This window comes from Brevundimonas sp. TWP3-1-2b1, from assembly GCF_049896165.1.
In the GTDB taxonomy this organism is placed as follows: domain Bacteria; phylum Pseudomonadota; class Alphaproteobacteria; order Caulobacterales; family Caulobacteraceae; genus Brevundimonas; species Brevundimonas subvibrioides_B.
The window spans coordinates 86,611-106,429 of the sequence record NZ_JAFCTT010000003.1; the positions used below are offsets into that span (position 1 = coordinate 86,611).

Annotated in this window: 17 protein-coding genes; 5 read left to right on the plus strand and 12 right to left on the minus strand. The window is 68.4% G+C overall.

The window, feature by feature from the left end; translation table 11 throughout:
- Entirely contained in the window at nt 1-756 is a 756-nt protein-coding gene (locus ACP7AB_RS03900; protein WP_425990335.1) for a hypothetical protein, read from the minus strand.
- Between the two features lie 178 nt (nt 757-934).
- Between ACP7AB_RS03900 and ACP7AB_RS03905 the strand changes: the two genes are divergently transcribed.
- A complete protein-coding gene (locus tag ACP7AB_RS03905) occupies nt 935-2,347 on the plus strand; it encodes an SLC13 family permease (RefSeq protein WP_425990333.1) in 1,413 nt (470 codons plus the stop codon).
- A 16-nt stretch (nt 2,348-2,363) separates the two neighbouring features.
- Here the strand turns inward: ACP7AB_RS03905 and ACP7AB_RS03910 are convergent, their stop codons facing one another.
- The 3 genes from ACP7AB_RS03910 to ACP7AB_RS03920 all read right to left on the minus strand — a co-directional run bounded on the left by ACP7AB_RS03910 (nt 2,364) and on the right by ACP7AB_RS03920 (nt 6,739).
- Complete coding sequence (locus ACP7AB_RS03910) at nt 2,364-3,158, minus strand: exodeoxyribonuclease III (RefSeq protein ID WP_425990331.1); 795 nt, start codon at nt 3,156-3,158, stop codon at nt 2,364-2,366.
- A gap of 306 nt (nt 3,159-3,464) precedes the next feature.
- Nucleotides 3,465-4,112: a LolA family protein gene (locus ACP7AB_RS03915; RefSeq protein WP_425990329.1), complete on the minus strand. Its 648-nt coding sequence runs from the start codon at nt 4,110-4,112 to the stop codon at nt 3,465-3,467.
- 194 nt (nt 4,113-4,306) lie between these two features.
- Nucleotides 4,307-6,739, minus strand: coding sequence for a DNA translocase FtsK 4TM domain-containing protein (locus tag ACP7AB_RS03920; RefSeq protein WP_425990327.1), 2,433 nt, complete (start codon nt 6,737-6,739; stop codon nt 4,307-4,309).
- A gap of 159 nt (nt 6,740-6,898) precedes the next feature.
- Between ACP7AB_RS03920 and ACP7AB_RS03925 the strand changes: the two genes are divergently transcribed.
- Nucleotides 6,899-8,152 carry a UbiH/UbiF/VisC/COQ6 family ubiquinone biosynthesis hydroxylase gene (locus tag ACP7AB_RS03925; protein ID WP_425990325.1) on the plus strand — a complete coding sequence of 418 codons (1,254 nt, stop codon included), beginning with the start codon at nt 6,899-6,901 and terminating at the stop codon, nt 8,150-8,152.
- A 131-nt stretch (nt 8,153-8,283) separates the two neighbouring features.
- Here the strand turns inward: ACP7AB_RS03925 and ACP7AB_RS03930 are convergent, their stop codons facing one another.
- From ACP7AB_RS03930 to ACP7AB_RS03945, 4 genes are all read right to left on the minus strand, one after another.
- The gene (locus ACP7AB_RS03930) at nt 8,284-8,478 is read right to left on the minus strand and encodes a Trm112 family protein (protein ID WP_425990323.1); all 195 of its coding nucleotides are present in this window, start codon (nt 8,476-8,478) and stop codon (nt 8,284-8,286) included.
- A gap of 79 nt (nt 8,479-8,557) precedes the next feature.
- Nucleotides 8,558-9,217, minus strand: coding sequence for an LON peptidase substrate-binding domain-containing protein (locus tag ACP7AB_RS03935; RefSeq protein ID WP_425990321.1), 660 nt, complete (start codon nt 9,215-9,217; stop codon nt 8,558-8,560).
- A gap of 10 nt (nt 9,218-9,227) precedes the next feature.
- Entirely contained in the window at nt 9,228-10,127 is a 900-nt protein-coding gene (trxA, locus tag ACP7AB_RS03940) for a thioredoxin (RefSeq protein ID WP_425990319.1), read from the minus strand.
- A 39-nt stretch (nt 10,128-10,166) separates the two neighbouring features.
- Nucleotides 10,167-10,715 (minus strand): prolyl-tRNA synthetase associated domain-containing protein, encoded by a 549-nt coding sequence (locus ACP7AB_RS03945; RefSeq protein ID WP_425990317.1) that lies wholly within the window; start codon nt 10,713-10,715, stop codon nt 10,167-10,169.
- A 50-nt stretch (nt 10,716-10,765) separates the two neighbouring features.
- Between ACP7AB_RS03945 and ACP7AB_RS03950 the strand changes: the two genes are divergently transcribed.
- Complete coding sequence (locus ACP7AB_RS03950; protein ID WP_425990487.1) at nt 10,766-11,506, plus strand: DUF6065 family protein; 741 nt, start codon at nt 10,766-10,768, stop codon at nt 11,504-11,506.
- A 163-nt stretch (nt 11,507-11,669) separates the two neighbouring features.
- Here the strand turns inward: ACP7AB_RS03950 and ACP7AB_RS03955 are convergent, their stop codons facing one another.
- The 4 genes from ACP7AB_RS03955 to glmS all read right to left on the minus strand — a co-directional run bounded on the left by ACP7AB_RS03955 (nt 11,670) and on the right by glmS (nt 16,723).
- Complete coding sequence (locus ACP7AB_RS03955; protein WP_425990315.1) at nt 11,670-12,533, minus strand: NAD-dependent epimerase/dehydratase family protein; 864 nt, start codon at nt 12,531-12,533, stop codon at nt 11,670-11,672.
- 8 nt (nt 12,534-12,541) lie between these two features.
- Complete coding sequence (locus ACP7AB_RS03960) at nt 12,542-13,780, minus strand: NAD-dependent epimerase/dehydratase family protein (RefSeq protein ID WP_425990313.1); 1,239 nt, start codon at nt 13,778-13,780, stop codon at nt 12,542-12,544.
- A gap of 68 nt (nt 13,781-13,848) precedes the next feature.
- Complete coding sequence (locus ACP7AB_RS03965) at nt 13,849-14,727, minus strand: UTP--glucose-1-phosphate uridylyltransferase (RefSeq protein WP_425990312.1); 879 nt, start codon at nt 14,725-14,727, stop codon at nt 13,849-13,851.
- A gap of 178 nt (nt 14,728-14,905) precedes the next feature.
- On the minus strand, nt 14,906-16,723 hold the full coding sequence (gene glmS / locus ACP7AB_RS03970; RefSeq protein WP_425990310.1) for a glutamine--fructose-6-phosphate transaminase (isomerizing): 1,818 nt from the start codon (nt 16,721-16,723) through the stop codon (nt 14,906-14,908).
- 127 nt (nt 16,724-16,850) lie between these two features.
- Here glmS and glmM point away from each other — a divergent pair, with 127 nt between their 5' ends.
- Together glmM and ACP7AB_RS03980 are read left to right on the plus strand one after the other, a co-directional pair.
- A complete protein-coding gene (gene glmM / locus ACP7AB_RS03975; RefSeq protein ID WP_425990308.1) occupies nt 16,851-18,200 on the plus strand; it encodes a phosphoglucosamine mutase in 1,350 nt (449 codons plus the stop codon).
- A gap of 44 nt (nt 18,201-18,244) precedes the next feature.
- Nucleotides 18,245-19,708, plus strand: coding sequence for a response regulator (locus ACP7AB_RS03980; RefSeq protein ID WP_425990306.1), 1,464 nt, complete (start codon nt 18,245-18,247; stop codon nt 19,706-19,708).
- Nucleotides 19,709-19,819 lie beyond the last annotated feature (111 nt).

Here is a 19,819-nt window from a genome sequence, read left to right on the forward strand (position 1 = left end):
TCAGCCTCCGACCCGCCACTCCGACAGGGTCTTGCCGTCGGCGGTCTCGAAAGCCACCCGATCCAGCTGAACGGCGCCGATACAGACCGGCCTTTGGTCGGCGGAAGCGGCCCGGCAACGAAGGGCGCGCCCGTCCGCGAAGGCAGCCAGGCGACCTTCCAGCACCAGCCGATAGCCGCCGACCGGCGCGGCCGGAGCCTGGTCGCCCTCGCCGCGCACGGTGAATTCGTAGGCGCGGCCGTTGCGGCGACCCAGTCGGGAGCCGTCTTCCTCGAACACCGCCGCAAGACCGACGGACTGGGGCGACGGCGCCGCCACCGGGCCGCTCGCGAGGGGATCGCCCTCGACGCCCGGACAACCGTCGGCTCGCAGCCATGGCCGGGAAATCCAGAAGCCCTCGGCCGCTTCCCAGCTGTCGGCGCTCCCCGCCAGCAGCGGCGAATCCGTCCAGTCGCCGGGGGCCAGGGTCAGTCTCAGGCTCTCGCGCCGGGGGCCCCACGACCAGGCCGCCAGCCCGTTTCCGGGCGCCGCCTCGACGGGCGGCGGGCTCTCACCCGCGCAGCCGAAGGCCTGGCGGACGACAAACCGTCGTCCGGCCAGAGAGACGTCAGGCGGCCGGCCCGCTGCAAAGGCCGAGGCGGCCGCGTCCATCGCCTGCAACAGTCCGGCGCGATCCAGGGTCGGGGCGGGCGGCACGGGCGGCACGGGCAGTTCAGCCGTTTCGGCCGGCGGGGGCGCGATCGGCGGCGCAGTCACGGCCGTGTCCCGCTGACATCCGGAGAGAAGAAGAGCGGTCGCCACGAGCGCGACGGCCGACGGGCGAAGGAACGCGGTCGCTTCGAGCATGGAGCAAGCCTAGCACGGCTTCGCTGTTTCGGGGTCCAGCGCCTGAAAAAGGTTGACGCAAGCGCCCCGGAGCGGTCTGCACGGGATCATGACCTTCGATCAGATCGCCGCCCTCGCGGTGCTTGTCGGCGTTGTCGGCGTCTTGATCCATGGCAAGCTTCGCGCCGACGTCGTCGCCCTGTCTGCCGCCGCCGTCCTGCTGTTGCTCGGGGTCGTGCGTCCGGTCGAGGTGCAGGGCGCCTTCGCCAGCCCGGCCGTCATCGCCCTCGCCGGTCTGTTCGTCATCGCTTACGCCATCGAGCTGTCGGGGCTTCTGGGCTTGCTGATCCGCCAGGCGACGCAACTGGCGGCGAGGATCGGAGCGAGGGGCATCTGGATCGTCATCGGCCTGTGCGGCGCCGTCGGCGGCTTTCTGAACAACACCCCGGTCGTCGTGCTGGCCGCGCCCGTGATCCGCGACGTCGCCAAGTCCCTGCATCTGTCGCCCAAGCGATTCCTCATGCCCCTCAGCCATGTGACCGTCCTTGGAGGGCTGCTGACGCTGATCGGGACATCGACCAACCTGCTGGTCAATGACATGGCGCGGAACGCGGGCCAGCCGGTCTTCGGCCTGTTCGAGATCACGCCGGTGGGGCTGGTCATCGCCGTGGCCGGGGGGTTCTGGCTCTATTTCGTCGGCGCGCGCCAGCTGGGCCGTGCGGTGGCCGAAGACGAGGCCGAGGCTGCACGGGTCGCGATGATCGAGGAGAGCCGTCGGCGCGCCGAGGCTGAGGCGAAGACCCGCCAGCGCCGTCGGCTCCTGCCCTTCGGCCTGCCGCGCTTCGGGGAAGCCCGCAACCAGCCGGACGGCTCGGGCGACGCCCATCTGGGGGACGTGGCCCTGTACGGGGCGGCGGACCAGCCGTTTCGCCTGAGACCGGCGATGATTTCGCTGGCGATCTTCGCCCTCGTCATCGCGTCTGCGGCGCTGGGCTGGGCGCCCATCGCGGCCTCGGCCTTCGCCGGGGCGGTCGCCCTGATCCTGTGCCGGGTCATCACACCCGAGGAGGCCTATGCCGGGCTGAGACCGGAAATCCTGCTGCTGATCGCGGGGATGGTCGTGGTCGGCACGGCCATCGAGGTCACCGGACTGGCGGCCGCAGGGGCGGACGCCCTGATCCATGTGATCCGTCCGATGGGGCCGCTGGGCGCTCTCATCGTCCTCTACGGCGTGACCCTGTTCGCGACCGAGCTTCTGTCCAACGCAACGGTGGCGGTGCTGATCACCCCGATCGCCGTGGCGCTGGCCGAGAGCCTGGGCGTGGATCCGCGCCCCTTCCTCGTCTGCGTCATGATGGCTGCTTCGGCCGCCTTCGCCACGCCGTTCGGCTATCAGACCAATGTGCTGGTCTTCAACATGGGCGGGTACAGCTACATGGACTTCGTCCGCGTCGGCCTGCCCCTGAACCTGGTGACCTGGGTCGCGGCCATGGTCGCCATCCCGATCTTCTTCCCGTTCTAGAGGCTGGAGGCCGGCGCTAGAGGTCCAGATCCACCGTGATCGGGCAATGGTCGCTGGGCTGGGTCCAGGCGCGGACGGGCTCGTGGATGATCGCGGAGCCGGGCACGACCGACGGCGTCAGCCCCGGGGAGGTCCAGATGTGGTCGAGGCGCAGGCCGCGCTGCGACACACGGAAATCCTGGGCGCGATAGCTCCACCATGAGGCCAGCTTCTGCGGCTCCGGCCAGGCGTCGCGGACCACGTCGCGGAAGCCGCCCGTCGCCTGAAGCCGGTTCAGGGTCTCGACCTCCAGCGGGGTGTGGCTGACGATCTTCGACATATAGCGGTGGTTCCAGACGTCGAACTCGCTCGGGGCGATGTTGAAGTCGCCGCACATCAGCAGTCGCGACGAACGGTCCTGGCGCGCGATCGTCGCGGTCAGCTGTTCGTAGAAATCCATCTTGTGATCGAATTTCGGGTTCAGCGCGCGGTCCGGTACGTCGCCGCCGGCCGGGATGTAGAAATTCTGGATGTCGACGCCGGCGACCCTGGCCGAGACGCAGCGGGCGTGACCCAGTTTGCAGGCCTGGAAGGTGTCCGAATGTTCGATCGGCAGGCGCGAGGCGATGGCGACGCCATGCCAGCCCTTCTGGCCCGCGATCTTCAGGTGCGGCATGCCCATGTCGACGAAGGCGTTCCGCGGGAACTGGTCCTCCAGGCATTTGATCTCCTGCAGGCACAGGACATCGACGTTCGCCTCGGCGACGAACCGCGCGACCTGGCCGATGCGCAGGCGGACGGAGTTGATGTTCCAGGTGGCGACGCGAAGCATGGACCCCGTCTAGCGCAAGCTGGGCCGCGCTCAAGCCGTGAGCGACCGCAAAGTTTTGCCTGAGGTGGGTTGAAGATCCGACCCGGGGGCTCGCGATCGCGCACTGAAAAAGAAAACCCCCGGCGCGGACGCCGGGGGTGAAGGTGTTTCTCTCTCGCCGCCATCGGGAGGGGATGAGGTCCGAAGGCGCAGGAACGGCCGCCGCCGCTCTGTGCTCAAAGTGTCACGCCCTATAGAAATAGTCAAACCCCAAGAGAGGATGGTTGCCTGTGCTCTGCCGAACACGGTTCACGATTCGTGAATCCGTCAGTTACGGCCGGGTCGGCGGGTCGGATCGGTCAGGCGGAACAGGCTGGCGGCCAGGCCCGACGCTGGCGTTAGAGTGGTCAACTGGGTCCGGGTGCGGCCGCCTTGCGCGTCCGTGATGGTCCATTCCTGCAGCCGCAGCGGCGTGCCGGAGAAGGCCAGGATGACCGAGCCTTCATTCGGACGCCCTTCGTCGCGGGCGGTGATGGCGAAGGCGCCCGACTGCATGCGGGTGATGCGGTCGATGCGCACGCCCTGGTCGAGGCGGACATTGCGCGCCAGGAAGGTCGACAGCGGCGTCAGGCCCAGAGGCACCTGGCGGAAGACGTTCAGACGAGGGTCGTAGCGTTTGACGTTGTCGCCGTCCGACACGACCAGCAGGCCCGCCGGATTGGTGTATTCGAACCGCATCTTGCCGGGGCGCTGCAGATAGAAGCGGCCCTCGCGACGCTGGCCTCCCGCGCCGGTCTCGACGAAGTTGCCCTGGGCCGAGGTCAGGTTCTGCAGATAGGTCTGGGCCGTGGCCAGGGTGGCGCGGTCCTCCGCTGACAGCGCCGTCTGGGCGCTGGCGGGCAGGGCGGCCCCCATGCTGGACAGGCCGGCGATGGCGGCGAGGCCGAAGCCTAGGTCTCTGCGGGACAGGGTCATGGTCGTCTTTCTCCCTTCGTCATCCCCCGGCTTGACCGGAGGACGGGATGGTTTTCGAGGCTGCCGTTGTGCCGGTCCAGCGCGGCGCGGCGATGACGGCAGCTAGACCTTATTCAGGCGCCGGGATGAAGCCCTGTTCAGGTCGAAAGGTTCCCGAAAGCCTTCTCCCGCCTCTTTGCGGGGAAGGAGCAAGATCACGCCATCGGCGGCGGACCGGCCAGGATGTCGCGCTTGCCCGCGTGGTTGGCCTGGCTGACGACGCCCTCCTGCTCCATCCGCTCGATCAGTGAGGCGGCGCGGTTGTAGCCGATCTGCAGCCGGCGCTGGACGTAGGAGGTCGAGGCCTTGCGGTCGCGGGTGACCACGGCCACGGCGCGGTCGTAGAGGTCGTCGCCCGACGATGCATTGCCGCCGTCGTCCATGGCGTTGTCCCCATCGCCGTCGGGATCGTCGGTGATCAGGTCGAGATAGTCGGGCTCGGCCTGGGCGCGCAGGTGTTTGCAGACTTCCTCGACCTCCTGGTCCGTCACGAACGGCCCGTGCAGGCGGGTGATGCGGCCGCCGCCGGCCATGTAGAGCATGTCGCCCTGGCCCAGCAGCTGTTCGGCGCCCTGCTCGCCCAGGATGGTGCGGCTGTCGATCTTGGAGGTGACCTGGAAGCTGATCCGGGTCGGGAAATTGGCCTTGATCGTGCCGGTGATGACGTCGACCGACGGGCGCTGTGTCGCCATGATCAGGTGGATGCCGGCGGCGCGGGCCATCTGGGCCAGACGCTGGACCGCGCCCTCGACGTCCTTGCCGGCGACCAGCATCAGGTCGGCCATCTCGTCCATGACCACGACCAGATAGGGCATGGGCTCGGGGCGGATCTTCTCGGACTCGAACACCGGGCGGCCCTGGTCGTCGAAGCCGGTCTGGACCGTGCGTTCGAAATGCTCGCCTTTCGCTTGAGCTTCGCGGGCGCGCTCGTTGTAGCTGGCGACGTTGCGGACGCCGAGCTTGGACATGCGGCGATAGCGGTCCTCCATCTCGCGCACCGTCCATTTCAGGGCGACGACGGCCTTCTTCGGATCGGTGACCACAGGGGCCAGCAGGTGCGGGATGCCGTCATAGACGGACAGCTCCAGCATCTTGGGGTCGATCATGATGAAGCGGCATTCGGCGGGCGAGAGCCGGTACAGGATCGACAGGATCATGGCGTTGACCCCGACCGACTTGCCCGAGCCGGTGGTGCCGGCGATCAGCAGGTGGGGCATGCGGGCCAGATCGGCCACGTAAGGGTCGCCGCCGATGGTCTCGCCCAGGGCCAGCGGCAGGATGTGGGCCGGCTTGCCGTATTCGGACGAGGCCAGCAGGTCCCTCAGATAGACGGTCTCGCGCTTCAGGTTCGGCAGTTCGATGCCGATGGCGTTGCGGTTCGGCACCACCGAGATGCGACAGGCGCGGGCGCTCATCGACCGGGCGATGTCGTCGGACAGGGCGACGACGCGGCCGTGCTTCACGCCGGGCGCGGGGACCAGTTCGTACAGGGTGACGACGGGGCCTGGGCGGATCTGGTCGATCACCCCCTTGACCCCGAACTCGGCGAGGACACCTTCCAGCATCCTGGCGTTCTGTTTCAGGGCCGTCTCGTCGACCATCCCCACGCGGGCCTGGGGCTTGGCCAGCATGCCGAGCGGAGGCAGGTCGAAATCGCCCTCCGGCCGGACGAAGTCGAACACGGCCTGGTCGTCGTCGAGCGTCTTCTTCGAGGATTTGGCGGGCTTGGGCGCGGCGACCTTGATCTCGTTTTCAGCCGTGCGCGGGGCGAGGGCCGGATAGGCCGGAGCCGGGGTGACGGGACCCTGTTCGTCCCAGGGCAGGGGGGCGTCGGGCCCGGCCTCGTCGTCGAGCGGCATTTCCAGTCGGGGTGCGCGACGCGGGGCGCGGGCGGGCGCGGCCTCGACCTCCGTTTCGGGGCGGGTCGGCCGACGGCGGGCGGTTTGAGGCCCGGCAGGTTCGGGCGCCCGGCGCAGGCCCGAGGCCCAGGCGACGCCCTCGGCGAAGTCGCTGAGTCGCAGACCTACGGCATAGCTGCAGGCCCACAGGCCGAAGGCGAGGAAGGCGACGCCGCCGATGATCGCGCCTCCGGGCACGCCGAGGGCCCGGAAGCCTGTGTCGACAAGGCCGATGACCCCGTCACCCCACAGACCGCCGAGACCGGCCGCGAGCGGCCAGGCGGTCGGGGCGGCGAGCGCCGAGAGGGCGGCGGACAGGCTGAGGACCCCGCCCGAGGCGGCGAGGGCCTTGAGCGGCGTGGGCTTGAGGCGTTGCTGGATCGCGTCGCCGATGGCGGCGGCCAGGCCGAAGGCGACGGTCAGGGCGGCCGCCGGCCAGGCGGCGAGGCCCAGCGACTGCATGAACAGATCGGCGAACAGGGCGCCGTTGGCTCCCAGCCAGTTGGTAGGGGCGATCGATGACGCAGCGTTCAGGCTGGGATCGGCGGGGTTCCACGACACCAGGGCGACGACCAGCAGAGTCGCCAGCAGGGCCTGCAGCACGCCACGAAACCGCACCATGAAGGGGGCTTCCCAGATCATGAGAGCGCCCAGAATGGCGCGCTGGCTGATGGCGAGGGCTGCGGACATGCAGGGGCTCCGGACGGACTAGCAGACCAGTGTCGCAGGCTCGGGGTTAAGGGGCTGTTTACCTCGACAGATGGTCTCCTCCCCCCTTCGCCAGGCGGCGAACAGGGAGGAGACATTACGCCCACTGGACGCGCCCGCCGGACGGCGCGACAAGCGGCCATGGCCTCACCCCACACCCACGATGTCATCGTCGCCGGCGCCGGCATGGCAGGGGCGACGTTCGCCCTGGCCGCGGCGCGGGGCGGGCTGAAGGTCGTCCTGATCGATCCTCAACCCTTCCCGGCCCAGCTGGCCCCGACCTTCGACGGGCGATCGACGGCGATTGCATTCTCGACGTTCCGCATGCTGGACGCGCTGGGTCTCGGCGACGGTCTGCGGCCCCATGCCTGCCGCATGGACCGAATTCTGGTGACCGACGGACGCCGTCCGGGCGCGGCGTCGAAGGCCGCCTCCCCGGCCTTCCTGCGCTTCGATGCCGACGAGATCGGCGACGCCAACGGCGGCGAGCCCCTGGGCTATATGGTCGAGAACCGCCGTATCCGGGCGGCCCTGGCCGGGGCGGTGACGGCGACCGACATTGATCTGCGCACGCCCGGTTCCGTGGTCGGGGTCGAACAGACCAACCCTGCCGCGCGCGTGACGCTGGCCGACGGCTCGGTCATCAGCGCCCCGGTCGTGGTCGGCGCCGAGGGGCGAGGGTCGAAGGTGCGCAAGGCGGCCGGGATCGAGACGGTCGGCTGGGGCTATGGTCAGTCCGGCGTGGTGGCGACGGTCCGGCTGGGCCGCGACCACGGCAATGTCGCCCACGAATATTTCCTGCCCGGCGGCCCGTTCGCCATCCTGCCCCTGACCGAACAGCGCGCCAGCCTGGTCTGGACCGAAAGCACGCGGGCGGCCGAGGCGCTGAAGACCTGTTCCGACGAAGCCTTCCAGTCGCACCTGACCCGTCGATTCGGCGATTTCCTCGACGGCGCCACGCCGGAGGGGCCGCGCTTCGTCTATCCGCTGGGGCTGGAGCTGGCGACGAAGCTGACCGCCCCGCGCACGGCCCTGATCGGCGACGCGGCTCACGGGGTGCATCCGGTCGCGGGTCAGGGCCTCAACATGGGTCTGAAGGACGCCGCCGCCCTCGCCGAGGTGCTGATCGAGGCGATGCGGCTGGGCGAGGACATCGGCTCGCCAGTGACGCTGGACCGCTACGCCCGCTGGCGCCGGTTCGACAATGTGGCGCTGGCCGCCGGATTCGACGGCTTCGTGCGGCTGTTCTCCAACGACGTGGCTCCGGTGCGACTGGCGCGGGACCTCGGCATGGCGGCGGTGAACCGTATAGGCCCGCTGCGCCGCGCCTTCATGCGCGAGGCCGGCGGCGCGACAGGCGATCTGCCGAAGCTGCTCAGGGGCGAGCTGGTCTAAAGTCCTCCCCCGTCGGGGGAGGGGGACCACGAAGTGGTGGAGGGGGTCGACCGCAAAGGCCGGTGTCCGGGGTGAGCCCCCTCCGTCACTCCGCTCCGCTGCGTGCCACCTCCCCCGACGGGGGAGGATTTCTAATCGAGCGGCCGCGCCTCTTCCGGCAGCATGATCGGGACGCCGTCGCGGATCGGGAAGGCCAGTTTGGCGCCCCTGGAGATCAGCTCGTTGGCCTCGCGGTCGTAGTCGAGCCGTCCGCGCGTGACCGGGCAGACGAGGACTTCCAGCAGGCGTGGGTCGACCGATGACGGCGTGTGAAAAGCATCGCTCATTTTTTGTAGAGGGCTACCGCTTGCGCCGCGGGCGCTCGCTGCTTGAGCCCGGTCCTTCTGTGGGTCGAGGGGGTTCTGCTTACTGCATCGACGTGGGCGTGTCGCCGTCGCCGGTCTCGGCCGCGTCGATGCGCATCAGGGTGGTCAGGACCTCGACGCGGTCGGCGAGCGCCTGAGATTCCAGCAGGGCCTGTTTCTCCGCAGGTTCGAACGGCAGGGCCATCGACAGGCTGTTGATCAGGGCCTCCTGCGGCGCGGCCTCGGCCGTCTCCCAGTCGATCTCGAGCTGACGCCGCTCGAGATAGTGTTTCAACCCGGCGAGGAAGGCCTCGCGGTCGAACGCCTCGCCGCCGTGGGGGGCGGACAGGTCGGCCTCGAACGGAGCGAAGGCGGCGCGGACTTGGCGATAGGGGGTCTGGGTCGGCAGTTCCGACGCTACCCGGAACCGCGCCACCCCGGTCAGGGTGACCAGATAGCGGCCGTCGGACGTCTCCGCGAAGCTGGTGATCCGTCCGGCGCACCCCACCGCCGAAAGGCTGGGCAACCGCGCCGGCCCGCCGGACGGCTGGATCAGGCCCAGCACCCGGTCGCCCGCCATCGCGTCGTCGATCATGTTCAGGTAGCGCGGCTCGAAGATGTTCAGCGGCAGCTGACCGCGCGGCAGCAGGATGGCCCCCGGCAGCGGAAACACCGGGATCACCTGGGGCAGGTCAACGGCCTTTACATAGCCCTGGGCCATCGAACGTCCTTCAGGAAAACAGAATGGAAGACAGGCGGCGGCGGCCGTCTTTTGAAATGTCGGACGACAGGCCGGCGGCCTCGAACACGACCAGAAGATGCTTCCTGGCCGCCTGGTCGTTCCAATCGCGATCGGCCGACACGATGTCGAGCAAACTGGTCGCTGCGCCCTTCAGGTCGCCTTCGGCCGCCTGGGCCAAGGCCAGGTCGTAGCGGGCCTGATGATCGTTGGGATCGGCCTTCACCCTGGCCTCGATCGCGGCGGTCTCGCCGGTCGGGGCGCTCGACGACAGGGCCAGCTGGGCCCGGACCGTGACGACCGAGGGTTCGGTGGAATCCTGCGGGGCCATGGCGATGGTCTGGCGCGCCTGATCCGCGTCGCCGCCTGCCAGATAGACCCGCGCCATGCCGGCGATGGCCTTCTGGTTTTCCGGCTCCATGGTCAGGACGTGGGCGAAGGCCTGGGCCGCGCCGCCGAAATCATCGAGGCCCAGCGATTCCTCGCCGAGCGACAGCAGTTGTTCGACATCGGTGTTGACGCCTGCGCCGCCCGAGAGCTTCTCGATGAAGGCCTTGATCTGGCTTTCCGGCACCGCGCCCTGGAAGCCGTCGACCGGCTGGCCGTCGACGAAGGCGAAGACGGTCGGGATCGACTGGACCTTCAGCTGGCCAGCATAGGCGGGGTTCTTGTCGACGTCGATCTTGACCAGTTTGACCGCGCCGCCGGCCGCCCGGACCTGTTTTTCCAGGGCGGGGGTCAGGGTCCGGCACGGGCCGCACCAGGTGGCCCAGAAGTCGACAATGACGGGCTGAACCTTCGACTGGGCGATCACGTCGTCCATGAAGCCGGCGTCGGAGCCGTCCTTGATCAGGTCGTCGGTTCCGGAGGTCTGGGGATCGGCAAGGGTCATCGGATCTCTTTGAAGCTCGGGGCTGTAACGCGGTAGGGCTCAGATGGTCGCGGAGGCCGCCTGCGGCAAGTCGCCGGAGGCGTTGCCTGAAAAGTCGATCACCAACGGTTCCCGCCCGATCTCGGCCAGCAAGCGCCGGAACGCGGCCTGGCTCAGAGCCGTGGTCGCCGTATTCGTCAGGGGGTGGAAGTTGACGATATCGGCCTCCCAAAGCCGCTGGTCGATGACGAAGGTCACCCGTCGGTCGACGTCGTTGATGAGCCCCAGGGCCGTCACCGAGCCCGGCCGCACGCCGAGGGTCTCGTGCATCAGGACCTCATTGCCGAACGACACCCGGTCCGAGCCGATGGTCCGGGGCGCGGCCTTCAGGTCGATGACCGTGTCCTGGCGCGCCGAGATCAGCCACAGCCGGCCCTTCTTGTCCTTGAGGAACAGATTCTTGGTGTGGGCGCCGGGCATGGCGGCCTTGATCTCGTGGCCCTCGTCGACGGTGAAGACGGCGGGGTGGTCGTGGGTTGTCTGCTCGATGCCCCGCTCGGCCATCCAGGCGATCAGACTGTCGCGATCATGCAGTGGTTGAGCGGTCATGCTTGGCCGGGCTAGGAGTGATGCACCTCGATACCGCCCGGAGCGTCGCCTTGGAACTGGAATGCTACCCCATGTCGGCCCGGCCGCCGGATCTGGTGCCCGGGCGCCAGTCGCGGAACTGGATGGACGCCTTCGTCAGCCGGCATCCGTATCGCTGCCTGCCCCTGACCATGGCCAACACCACGGGGTGGGAGATCCTGTGTCCCTTCACCTTTACGGCGGAGTGGAACGGCGGGCCGTCGCAGGCCGACATCACCATCACGCCCGAGCGGCCCCAGCCCGAGCTGGATCATTTCGTCACCTCGCACTTCTCGCGCGGGGTCCTGACCATGCACCCCCAGTATCTGTTCCGCACGCCGCCGGGCTGGGGGATGATCTGCGGGGGCTCGCCCAACCACATGAAGGACGGAATCCAGCCCCTGGTCGGACTGATCGAGACCGACTGGCTGCCCTTCCCCTTCACCATGAACTGGCTGTTCACCCGGCCGGGCCGCGTGAAGTTCGAGCGCGGCGAGCCCTTCTGCTTCATCCACCTGGTCGAGCACCGCAAGATGGAGGCGGTCCAGCCGGTGATCCGCACGCTGGAGTCCAACCCGGTGATGAAGGGCCAGTTCGAGGCCTGGAACCGCCAGAGGACGGATTTCAACACCCGCCTCGCCTCCGGCGATCCCGATGCGGCGAAAGAGGCGTGGCAGCGGTTCTACTTCAAGGGCGAGATCCCGGAGGCCCTGGGCACGGCGCCGGACACGCATGCGAACAAGCGCAGGCTGAAGACCCCGCGGGTGGGTTAGGCAGCAAGTCTCCTCCCCTGTCGGCGTAGCTGATGGGGAGGTGGCAGCGAGCCCTTGCGAGCTGACAGAGGGGTTCTGGCCGCATGCAGAAAGAACCCCTCCGTCTCCTCCGCTTCGCTCCGGATCCACCTCCCCCCGCCTGCGGCGCGGGGAGGAGACACGATCACCCAGCCAAAATCGCCTCCAGCCCCTCGCGCCAGGTCGGGTGGGCGGGGCGCCAGCCCAGTTCGGCCTTGGCGCGGGCGTTCGAGATGCGTTTGGAATCGAGATAGAAGCGCCGCATCGCGTCCGACACCGACGGATCGGTCCAGTCGACCTCGGGCGGCTGGGGCAATCCCATGCGCCGCGCGGCGTCAGCCATGACGACATCGACCGGCGAGGGGGCGTCGTCGGTCAGGTTGTAGATCCCGCCGGGCCTGGGCCGGTCCATTGAGGCGAACAGACCGGCGACGGCGTCGTCGACATAGATGCGGTTGAAGACCTGGCCGGGCTTGCGCACGATCCTCGCCGAGCCGTCGCGCAGCCGGTCGACCACCGACCGGCCGGGGCCGTAGATGGCCGGCAGGCGGAACACCTGCACCGTCAGCCCCATGCCGCGCCCGGCGTCCAGCCAGTCCGCCTCGGCCCGGACGCGGCGCGCGCCCTCCAGGCTGGCGGCGTTCAGGGCGTCGTCCTCGAACACCCAGCCGCCGTCGCGATCGCCATAGACGGCTGTCGAGGAGACGTAGCCGATCCAGTCGGGATAGGCTTGCGCCTCGGTCAGGGCGGGCAACAGGGCTTTCGCCCCGGGACAGCCGTGGCCCTCCGGCGGGGCGGTAATCAGGATGGCGGAAGCCTTGCTGACCGCCGTGGCCAGCGCCGCCATGTCCGCAGGATCGACGGCCGCGACGCCGTCGGTCGTCAGCGCAGCCCGGCGTTCCGGGTCGCGCGAGGTCGCCGCCGTTGACAGGCCGCGTTTCGCCGCCTCGGCCAGCACCGCCCGGCCGAGATAGCCGGTGCCGAAAATCAGCAGGGACCCGTGCGCCATTGCAGGGATCAGCCGGCCCGCGCCTTGGCGGGAGTGGGAACAGGCGTCGGCGCGGGTTCCGGCGCGGTGCGCAAGGCCTCGGCCCGCTTGCCGTTCCAGGCGGAGACGCAGGGGATTTTCGACCGATCGGCCCGGTCGGCGTAGCGGCGTGCGATGTCGGTCACGTCCGCCATCAGCCCCTCGGCCAGGGTGATCGGCTTCAGACCCAGGTCCCTGAACTGGTCGTTGGCGACGACCAGTTCGTTCTCGTCGGCCTCCAGACGGGGATTGGCGACATTGTGGACCTCGGCCCCCGTCATCCCGGCGACCATGGCGGCCAGGTCGCGGACCCGGCGGCTCTCGGTCATCTGGTTCAGGATCTTGACCCGTTCGCCCTTCTCCGGCGGGTTCTTCAGGGCCAGTTCGACACAGCGGACGGTGTCCTGGATGTGGATGAAGGCCCGCGTCTGGCCGCCCGTGCCATGCACCGTCAGCGGATAGCCGAGCGCGCCCTGCATCAGGAACCGGTTCAACACCGTGCCGTAGTCGCCGTCATAGTCGAACCGGTTGATCAGCCGCTCGTCCTGTTTCGTCTCTTCGGTCTGGGCGCCCCAGACGATGCCCTGGTGCAGGTCGGTGATCCGGACCCCGTCGTTCTTGGCGTAGAACTGGAACAGCAGGGCGTCCTGGGTCTTGGTCATATGGTAGATCGAGCCCGGGTTCGGCGGGAACAGGATCTCCTGTTCGGTCGGGCCGAAGTCGGTCTGGACCGTGACCTTCAGATAGCCTTCCGGGATGCGCAGCCCGGCGGTGGTGTAGCCATAGACCCCCATGGTCCCCAGATGCGCCAGGTGGACGTCCAGCCCGCTCTCGACGATGGCGGCCAGCAGGTGGTTGGTGGCGTTGATGTTGTTGTCGACGGTGTAGAGCTTGTGCCGCGCCGACTTCATCGAATAGGGGGCGGCCCGCTGTTCGGCGAAATGGACGACGCTGTCGGGCTTTTCGTCCTTGATCAGGGCGACGAGGCGGTCGAATTCCTTGCCGACGGTCATGTTGACAAAGCCGATGTCGCGGCCGCTGACGTCCTTCCATGCGGCGATCCGCTCGCCCATGGTCCGGATGGGGGTCAGGGACTGGACCTCCAGTTCGTTGTCGATGTTCCGGCGGCTGAGGTTGTCGACGACGATCACGTCCCAGCCGCGGGCCGACAGATGCAGCGCCGTGGGCCAGCCGCAGAAGCCGTCCCCGCCCAGAACCAGTACCTTCATCGCGTCTTTTCCTCCGCCCCAACCTTGCCTAGCCGAAGGCGGGGACCGGAGCAAAGCGGAGCTGTTGCCTAAAGCAGGGGCGCGATCGCCGCACGCGCCGCTGCGCCGAGGCTTGCATGCTTCAGCCCATAGGCGACATTGGCCCTCAGCAGCCCCACCGGATCGCCGCAGTCGAAGGTCGTCCCCTCGTATTCCAGCGCGTGGAAGTCCCTGACCTTCATCAGCCGGGCCATGGCGTCGGTCAGCTGGATCTCGCCGCCGGCGCCCGATTGCTGGTCGGCCAGCAGGGGGAAGATGTCGGGCGTCAGCACATAGCGGCCGGAGATGAACAGGTTCGACGGCTCGGACCCCAGCGGCGGCTTCTCGACCATGCCGGTCATCCGGTTCAGGCGCCCGTCCTGCCCATCCAGGGCGACGATGCCGTATTTGTGGGTCTCTCCCTCGGGCGCCGGCTCGACCACGACGATGTTTCCGCCGGTCTGGTCGTGGGCTTCGATCGCCTGTTTCAGGGCCGGGGTCTCCGCCATCATCAGCATGTCGGGCAGGATGACCGCAAACGGTTCGTCGCCGATCAGATCGCGCGCGCAGAAGACCGCGTGGCCCAGACCCAGGGGCGCCATCTGGCGCACGAAGCTCATTTCGCCGGGACGCGGCAGGTCGGCCAGGATCTGGGCCAGGATGTCGTCCTTGCCCTTGGCCTTGAGGATCGCCTCGACCTCGTAGCCATGGTCGAAATAGTCCTCGATCGAGGTCTGACCGCGTCCGACCACGAAGATCATGTGCTCGATGCCGGAGGCGCGCGCCTCCTCGACGATGTGCGACAGCAGGGGGCGGTCGAACACATTGAGCATGTTCTTCGGCGTCGTCTTGGCGGCGGGCAACACCCGCGTGCCCAGACCGGCGACGGGAAGGACGGCCTTGCGGACGCGGGACGACGACGAACTCATGAAAGCTCCCAGACAGCAGCAGGGAGCCTAACGTATGTCGTGCGTGCTCGTCTCCTCCCTGTTCGCCGCTTGGCGAATGCGAGCTGACGGAGGGGTTCTTCGTGCACGGAGAACCCCTCCGTCTCCTTCGCTTCGCTACAGATCCACCTCCCCATCGCTACGCGACGGGGAGGAGAGATCATTCGACCGTCACCGACTTGGCCAGGTTCCGCGGCTGATCCACGTCGGCGCCCTTCACCACGGCCACGTGATAGGCCAGCAGCTGGATCGGGGCGGCCATCACCAGGGCCGAGATCAGCGGATCGCAGGCGGGGGCCGTGACCACCACCCTGGCGCCTGCGGGCGCGTGTTTCGCCCCTTCCGGGTCGGTGATGAAGACCACCTGACCGCCGCGCGCCATGACCTCGCTCATGTTCGAGGCCGATTTTTCGAACCACGAATCATAGGGGGCCAGGATGATGATCGGGGTGGCCTCGTCGACGAGGGCGATCGGGCCGTGCTTCAGCTCGCCGGCGGCATAGCCTTCGGCGTGGATATAGCTGATCTCCTTGAGCTTCAGCGCGCCCTCCAGGGCCAGGGCCGACATCGGGCCGCGCCCGAGGTAGAGGACGTCCCGCGCCTTGGCGATGTCGACGGCGATGTCCTTCAGCGCGTCCTCCAGACCGATGGCCTCGGCGATCAGGCGCGGCGCCTCCAGCAGGACGCTGACCAGACGCTGTTCCTCGACCTCGTCGATCCGGCCGCGCGCCCTGGCCGCGGCGATGGCGATGGCGATCATGACCGAGACCTGGGCGGTGAAAGCCTTGGTCGAGGCGACGCCGATCTCGGGTCCGCAATGGATCGGCCAGACGACGTCGGCCTCGCGGGCAATCGTTGATTCCGTGGCGTTGACGATGGCCGCCGTCTTCATCCCGGCCTGCGCGCAATGACGGAAGGCGGCCAGGGTGTCGGCGGTCTCGCCCGACTGCGACATGGCGATGGCGAGCGCATTGGGCCGCAGCGACGGGTTCCGGTAGCGGAACTCCGAGGCGATCTCGACGTCCACGGGCAGGTCGGCCAGCTGTTCGATCAGGTACCGGCCGATCATTCCGGCGATGTACGACGTGCCGCAGGCGACGATCTGGATCCGGTCGATGGCGGCGAAATCCACGCCCGGCACCGTCGTGCGATCGGTCAGGGTGTCGACATAGGCGGCGATGGTGCGCTGGCACCCCTCCGGCTGGTCATGGATCTCCTTTTCCATGAAGTGCCGGTAATTGCCCTTCTCCATCAGGACGGCGGAGGCGGGAACGATCTTGATCGGCCGCGCGACCTCCGACCCCGAGGCGTCGAAGATACGGGCCCCGCCGTGGGTGGCGATGACGTAGTCGCCGTCTTCCAGATAGGTGATCCTGTTGGTGAACGGCCCCAGGGCCAGGCCGTCGGAGCCGATGAACATCTCTCCGTCGCCGTGACCCACGGCCAGGGGCGGGCCGTTGCGCGCCGCCAGGATGACCTCGTCCTCGCCCGAGATGAGCACGCAAAGGGCAAAGGCGCCCGACAGCCGGTCCAGCGTCGCCTTGAAGGCTTCGAGCGGCGACAGGCCGGTCGCCAGCTCCGAATCCAGCAGGTGGGCGACCACCTCGGTGTCGGTCTGGGACGAGAAGACGCGGCCGGCGGCGATCAGCTCGGCCTTCAGCTCGGCGAAATTCTCGATGATGCCGTTGTGGACGACGGCCACGTGTCCGGCGATGTGCGGGTGGGCGTTGGCCTCGGTCGGGGCCCCGTGAGTGGCCCAGCGGGTGTGGCCGATGCCGGTCGTGGCCACCAGCGGATTCGCCGCCAGCACCTTTTCCAGCTCCTTCAGCTTGCCGGGCGCGCGACGGCGCTCCAGCACCCCGTTGACCTGGGCAGCGATGCCGGCTGAGTCGTAGCCGCGGTATTCCAGCCGCTTCAGGCTTTCGATCAGGCGATCCGAGACCGGCTGGATTCCGACGATGCCGATGATGCCGCACATTCCAGGTCGCTCCAGCCACAGGGTCGTCTACGGCCGAGGATGACGGCCGGGATGGTCTGCTCTAGGACGGCCTTAGGACGCCGACACCTAAAAAGGCGTTTCGGCAGGTTTCGGCGGAGGGCCGCACATGGGCGAGCGCAAATATTTCGGTACGGACGGCATTCGCGGCAAGGCGAACACCAGTCCGATGACGGCCGAGGTCGCCCTGCGCGTCGGTCTGGCGGCGGGCAAGCTGTTCATGTCGGGCGACGACCGTCGCCATCTGGTGGTGATCGGCAAGGACACCCGGCTGTCGGGCTATATGATCGAGCCGGCCCTGGTGGCCGGCTTCGCCTCGGTCGGCATGGACGTCCTGACCTTCGGTCCCCTGCCGACGCCGGGCGTGGCGATGATGACCCGGTCGATGCGGGCCGATCTGGGCGTGATGATTTCCGCCTCGCACAACGACTATGCCGACAACGGCATCAAACTGTTCGGCCCTGACGGCTACAAGCTGTCGGACGAGACCGAGTTGAAGATCGAATCCATGATGGACGACGGCCTCAACGAGGGGCTGGCGGCGTCCGACAGGCTGGGCCGGGTCAAGCGGATCGACGACGCCCAGGCCCGCTATATCGAGATCGCCAAGGCCGCCTTCCCCAAGACCCTGAGCCTGCAGGGCCTGCGTATCGCCATCGATTGCGCCAACGGCGCCGGCTACAAGGTCGCCCCGACCACCCTCTATGAGCTGGGTGCCGAGGTATGTTCGGTCGGCGTCTCGCCCAACGGGACCAACATCAACGCCGACTGCGGCTCGACCTATCCGGCGACGCTGGCGGCGGCGGTCAAACAGTACCGCGCCGACATCGGCATCGCGCTGGACGGCGACGCCGACCGGCTGATCATCTGCGACGAGACCGGCAAGGTCGTCGACGGCGACCAGATCATGGCCCTGATCGGCCGCGACTGGGCCCGGCGCGGCGTGCTCAGGGGCGGCGGCGTGGTCGCTACCGTCATGTCCAACCTCGGCCTCGAGCGCGCCCTGACCGGCGACGGCCTGACGCTGGAGCGGACGAAAGTGGGTGACCGCTACGTCATGGAGCGGATGCGCGAGGGCGGCTTCAACCTCGGCGGCGAACAGTCCGGCCACCTGATCCTGCACGACCACGCCACCACCGGCGACGGCCTGATGGCGGCGCTTCAGGTGCTCGCCGTGCTGGTCGAGAGCGGCAAGCCGATGAGCGAACTGGCCCGACAGTTCGATCCCGTGCCCCAGCTGCTCCAGAACGTGCGCTTCACCGGCGGCAAGCCTTTGGACGACACGAAGGTCAAGGCCGCCATCGCCGAAGGCGAGGCCTCTCTGGCCGGACAGGGCCGCCTGCTGGTCCGCCCCTCCGGCACCGAGAAACTGATCCGCGTCATGGCCGAGGGCGACGACGAGGCCCTGGTGAAACGGGTCGTGGCCGAGGTCGCGGCGGCGGTGAAGGCGGCGGGCTAACCCGATATCACCGGGACTTAAATGATAATTCAGGTCGCTCTGGCATGGCAGATCCCATGCACAGCGCGACCCCTGCCCTGGATGACTCGTCCCTGTTCCTGGCCTGGGACCGGCTGCGGCGTCCGATCTGGATGTTCGACCCGGCGGCCAGCAAGGGGGTGTACGCCAACACATCCGCCCTGGCCCTTTGGGGATCGGAGACACTCGAGGCCTTGCTGGCCCGGGACTTCTCCGACCTGTCGCCCGCCGTCAAGGCGCGGACCGCGCGACTGGTGCAGGTTACGGCGGACGGCGAAACGGTCAGCGAGCGCTGGACCTTCTATCCAAACGGGCAGCCGGTCACGGTCAAGGCGACGATCTCGACCTTCGTGCTCGCCGACGATCGGCCCGTCCTGCTGTTCGAGGCTGCGCCGATCGAGGTCGGGCCGGCCGAGCGGCGCGCCGTCGAGGCGCTGCGCTATGCACCCACCCTCATTTCCCTGTTTGACCAGGAGGGCGGGGCCCTGTTCTGCAACCCCGCTGCCTTCACCGCCTACGGCAGCGAAACCCTTGCCTATGCGGAGCGGTTTGTGCGGCCCGAGGCCGTGGAAAGTCTGCGGACCCGCGCCCTGGAAGGCCACAGCGCCTTCGATGTGTGCGAGATTCGCACCGCACAGGGAATTCGCTGGCACCATCTGGTCCTGACCGCTGTGCCGGACCCGGTGACCGGCGAAATCGGCCTGCTGCTCAGCGAACAGGACGTCACCGCCCGGGTCGAGGCCGAACAGGCCCGCGCCGCCGCCGAACAGAAGGCCGCCATGGCCGAGGCGCGCCAGCAGTTCCTGTCCGACATGTCGCACGAGCTGCGCACGCCGCTGAACGCGATCCTCGGCTTCGCCGAGGTGATGGCGCACGACGCCCTGCCGGAGCGGACGCTGCAACAGGCCGGACGGATCCACGAGGCGGGCCAGCGGCTGCTGACGCTGGTCAATGAGATGATCATCGTGTCGGACCAGGACGTGATGGTCCCGGAAGGGCAAGGGAGCGTCCTGCGGCCGGCCGAAATGCCGCCGGCCGCAACGCCCGCCACGCGCGATCCCGACAGCGGACCAGCGGTCCTCTATGTCGATGACAATGAAAACAACCGCACCCTGGTGGCCACAATTCTGGCGACCCAGGGCATCCGGTGCGAGACCGCCGATGACGGGCTTCAGGGTCTGACGGCGGTCGAACAGGGTGACTTCGACCTGATCCTGATGGACATCGCCATGCCGGTCATGGACGGGGTGGAGGCGTCCCGGCGCATCCGGGCCCTGCCGAGCACCAGGGGTGCGGTCCCGATCATCGCGGTCACCGCCAACACCCTGCCCGAACAACTCGCCACCTATGCCGCTGTGGGCATCGACGACTGTCTGGCCAAGCCGATCAATATGGTCGGGCTGCTGACGGCGGTCTCGGTCTGGGGCGCGGGAAGACCGGACGCCGGCTCGGTCGAGGGCTCGACGGGTGAGGGCGCCCGCCCGGCCTGACCGCGCCCTTCGATCCCCTCCGACCGGACTGAAGGCGTCCTGTGGCAACGGCATGGGCCGCTCCCGGAGGCTCCCGGCGCTCAAGGCCAGTGTTGAATATGGGATCAACCT

Coding starts and splice junctions, on each gene's coding strand:
- ACP7AB_RS03905 (WP_425990333.1), top strand. CDS start 935: ATGACCTTCGATCAGATCGCCGCCCTCGCGGTGCTTGTCGGCGTTGTC.
- ACP7AB_RS03910 (WP_425990331.1), bottom strand. CDS start 3,158: ATGCTTCGCGTCGCCACCTGGAACATCAACTCCGTCCGCCTGCGCATC.
- ACP7AB_RS03915 (WP_425990329.1), bottom strand. CDS start 4,112: ATGACCCTGTCCCGCAGAGACCTAGGCTTCGGCCTCGCCGCCATCGCC.
- ACP7AB_RS03920 (WP_425990327.1), bottom strand. CDS start 6,739: ATGTCCGCAGCCCTCGCCATCAGCCAGCGCGCCATTCTGGGCGCTCTC.
- ACP7AB_RS03925 (WP_425990325.1), top strand. CDS start 6,899: ATGGCCTCACCCCACACCCACGATGTCATCGTCGCCGGCGCCGGCATG.
- ACP7AB_RS03930 (WP_425990323.1), bottom strand. CDS start 8,478: ATGAGCGATGCTTTTCACACGCCGTCATCGGTCGACCCACGCCTGCTG.
- ACP7AB_RS03935 (WP_425990321.1), bottom strand. CDS start 9,217: ATGGCCCAGGGCTATGTAAAGGCCGTTGACCTGCCCCAGGTGATCCCG.
- trxA (WP_425990319.1), bottom strand. CDS start 10,127: ATGACCCTTGCCGATCCCCAGACCTCCGGAACCGACGACCTGATCAAG.
- ACP7AB_RS03945 (WP_425990317.1), bottom strand. CDS start 10,715: ATGACCGCTCAACCACTGCATGATCGCGACAGTCTGATCGCCTGGATG.
- ACP7AB_RS03955 (WP_425990315.1), bottom strand. CDS start 12,533: ATGGCGCACGGGTCCCTGCTGATTTTCGGCACCGGCTATCTCGGCCGG.
- ACP7AB_RS03960 (WP_425990313.1), bottom strand. CDS start 13,780: ATGAAGGTACTGGTTCTGGGCGGGGACGGCTTCTGCGGCTGGCCCACG.
- ACP7AB_RS03965 (WP_425990312.1), bottom strand. CDS start 14,727: ATGAGTTCGTCGTCGTCCCGCGTCCGCAAGGCCGTCCTTCCCGTCGCC.
- glmS (WP_425990310.1), bottom strand. CDS start 16,723: ATGTGCGGCATCATCGGCATCGTCGGAATCCAGCCGGTCTCGGATCGC.
- glmM (WP_425990308.1), top strand. CDS start 16,851: ATGGGCGAGCGCAAATATTTCGGTACGGACGGCATTCGCGGCAAGGCG.
- ACP7AB_RS03980 (WP_425990306.1), top strand. CDS start 18,245: ATGGCAGATCCCATGCACAGCGCGACCCCTGCCCTGGATGACTCGTCC.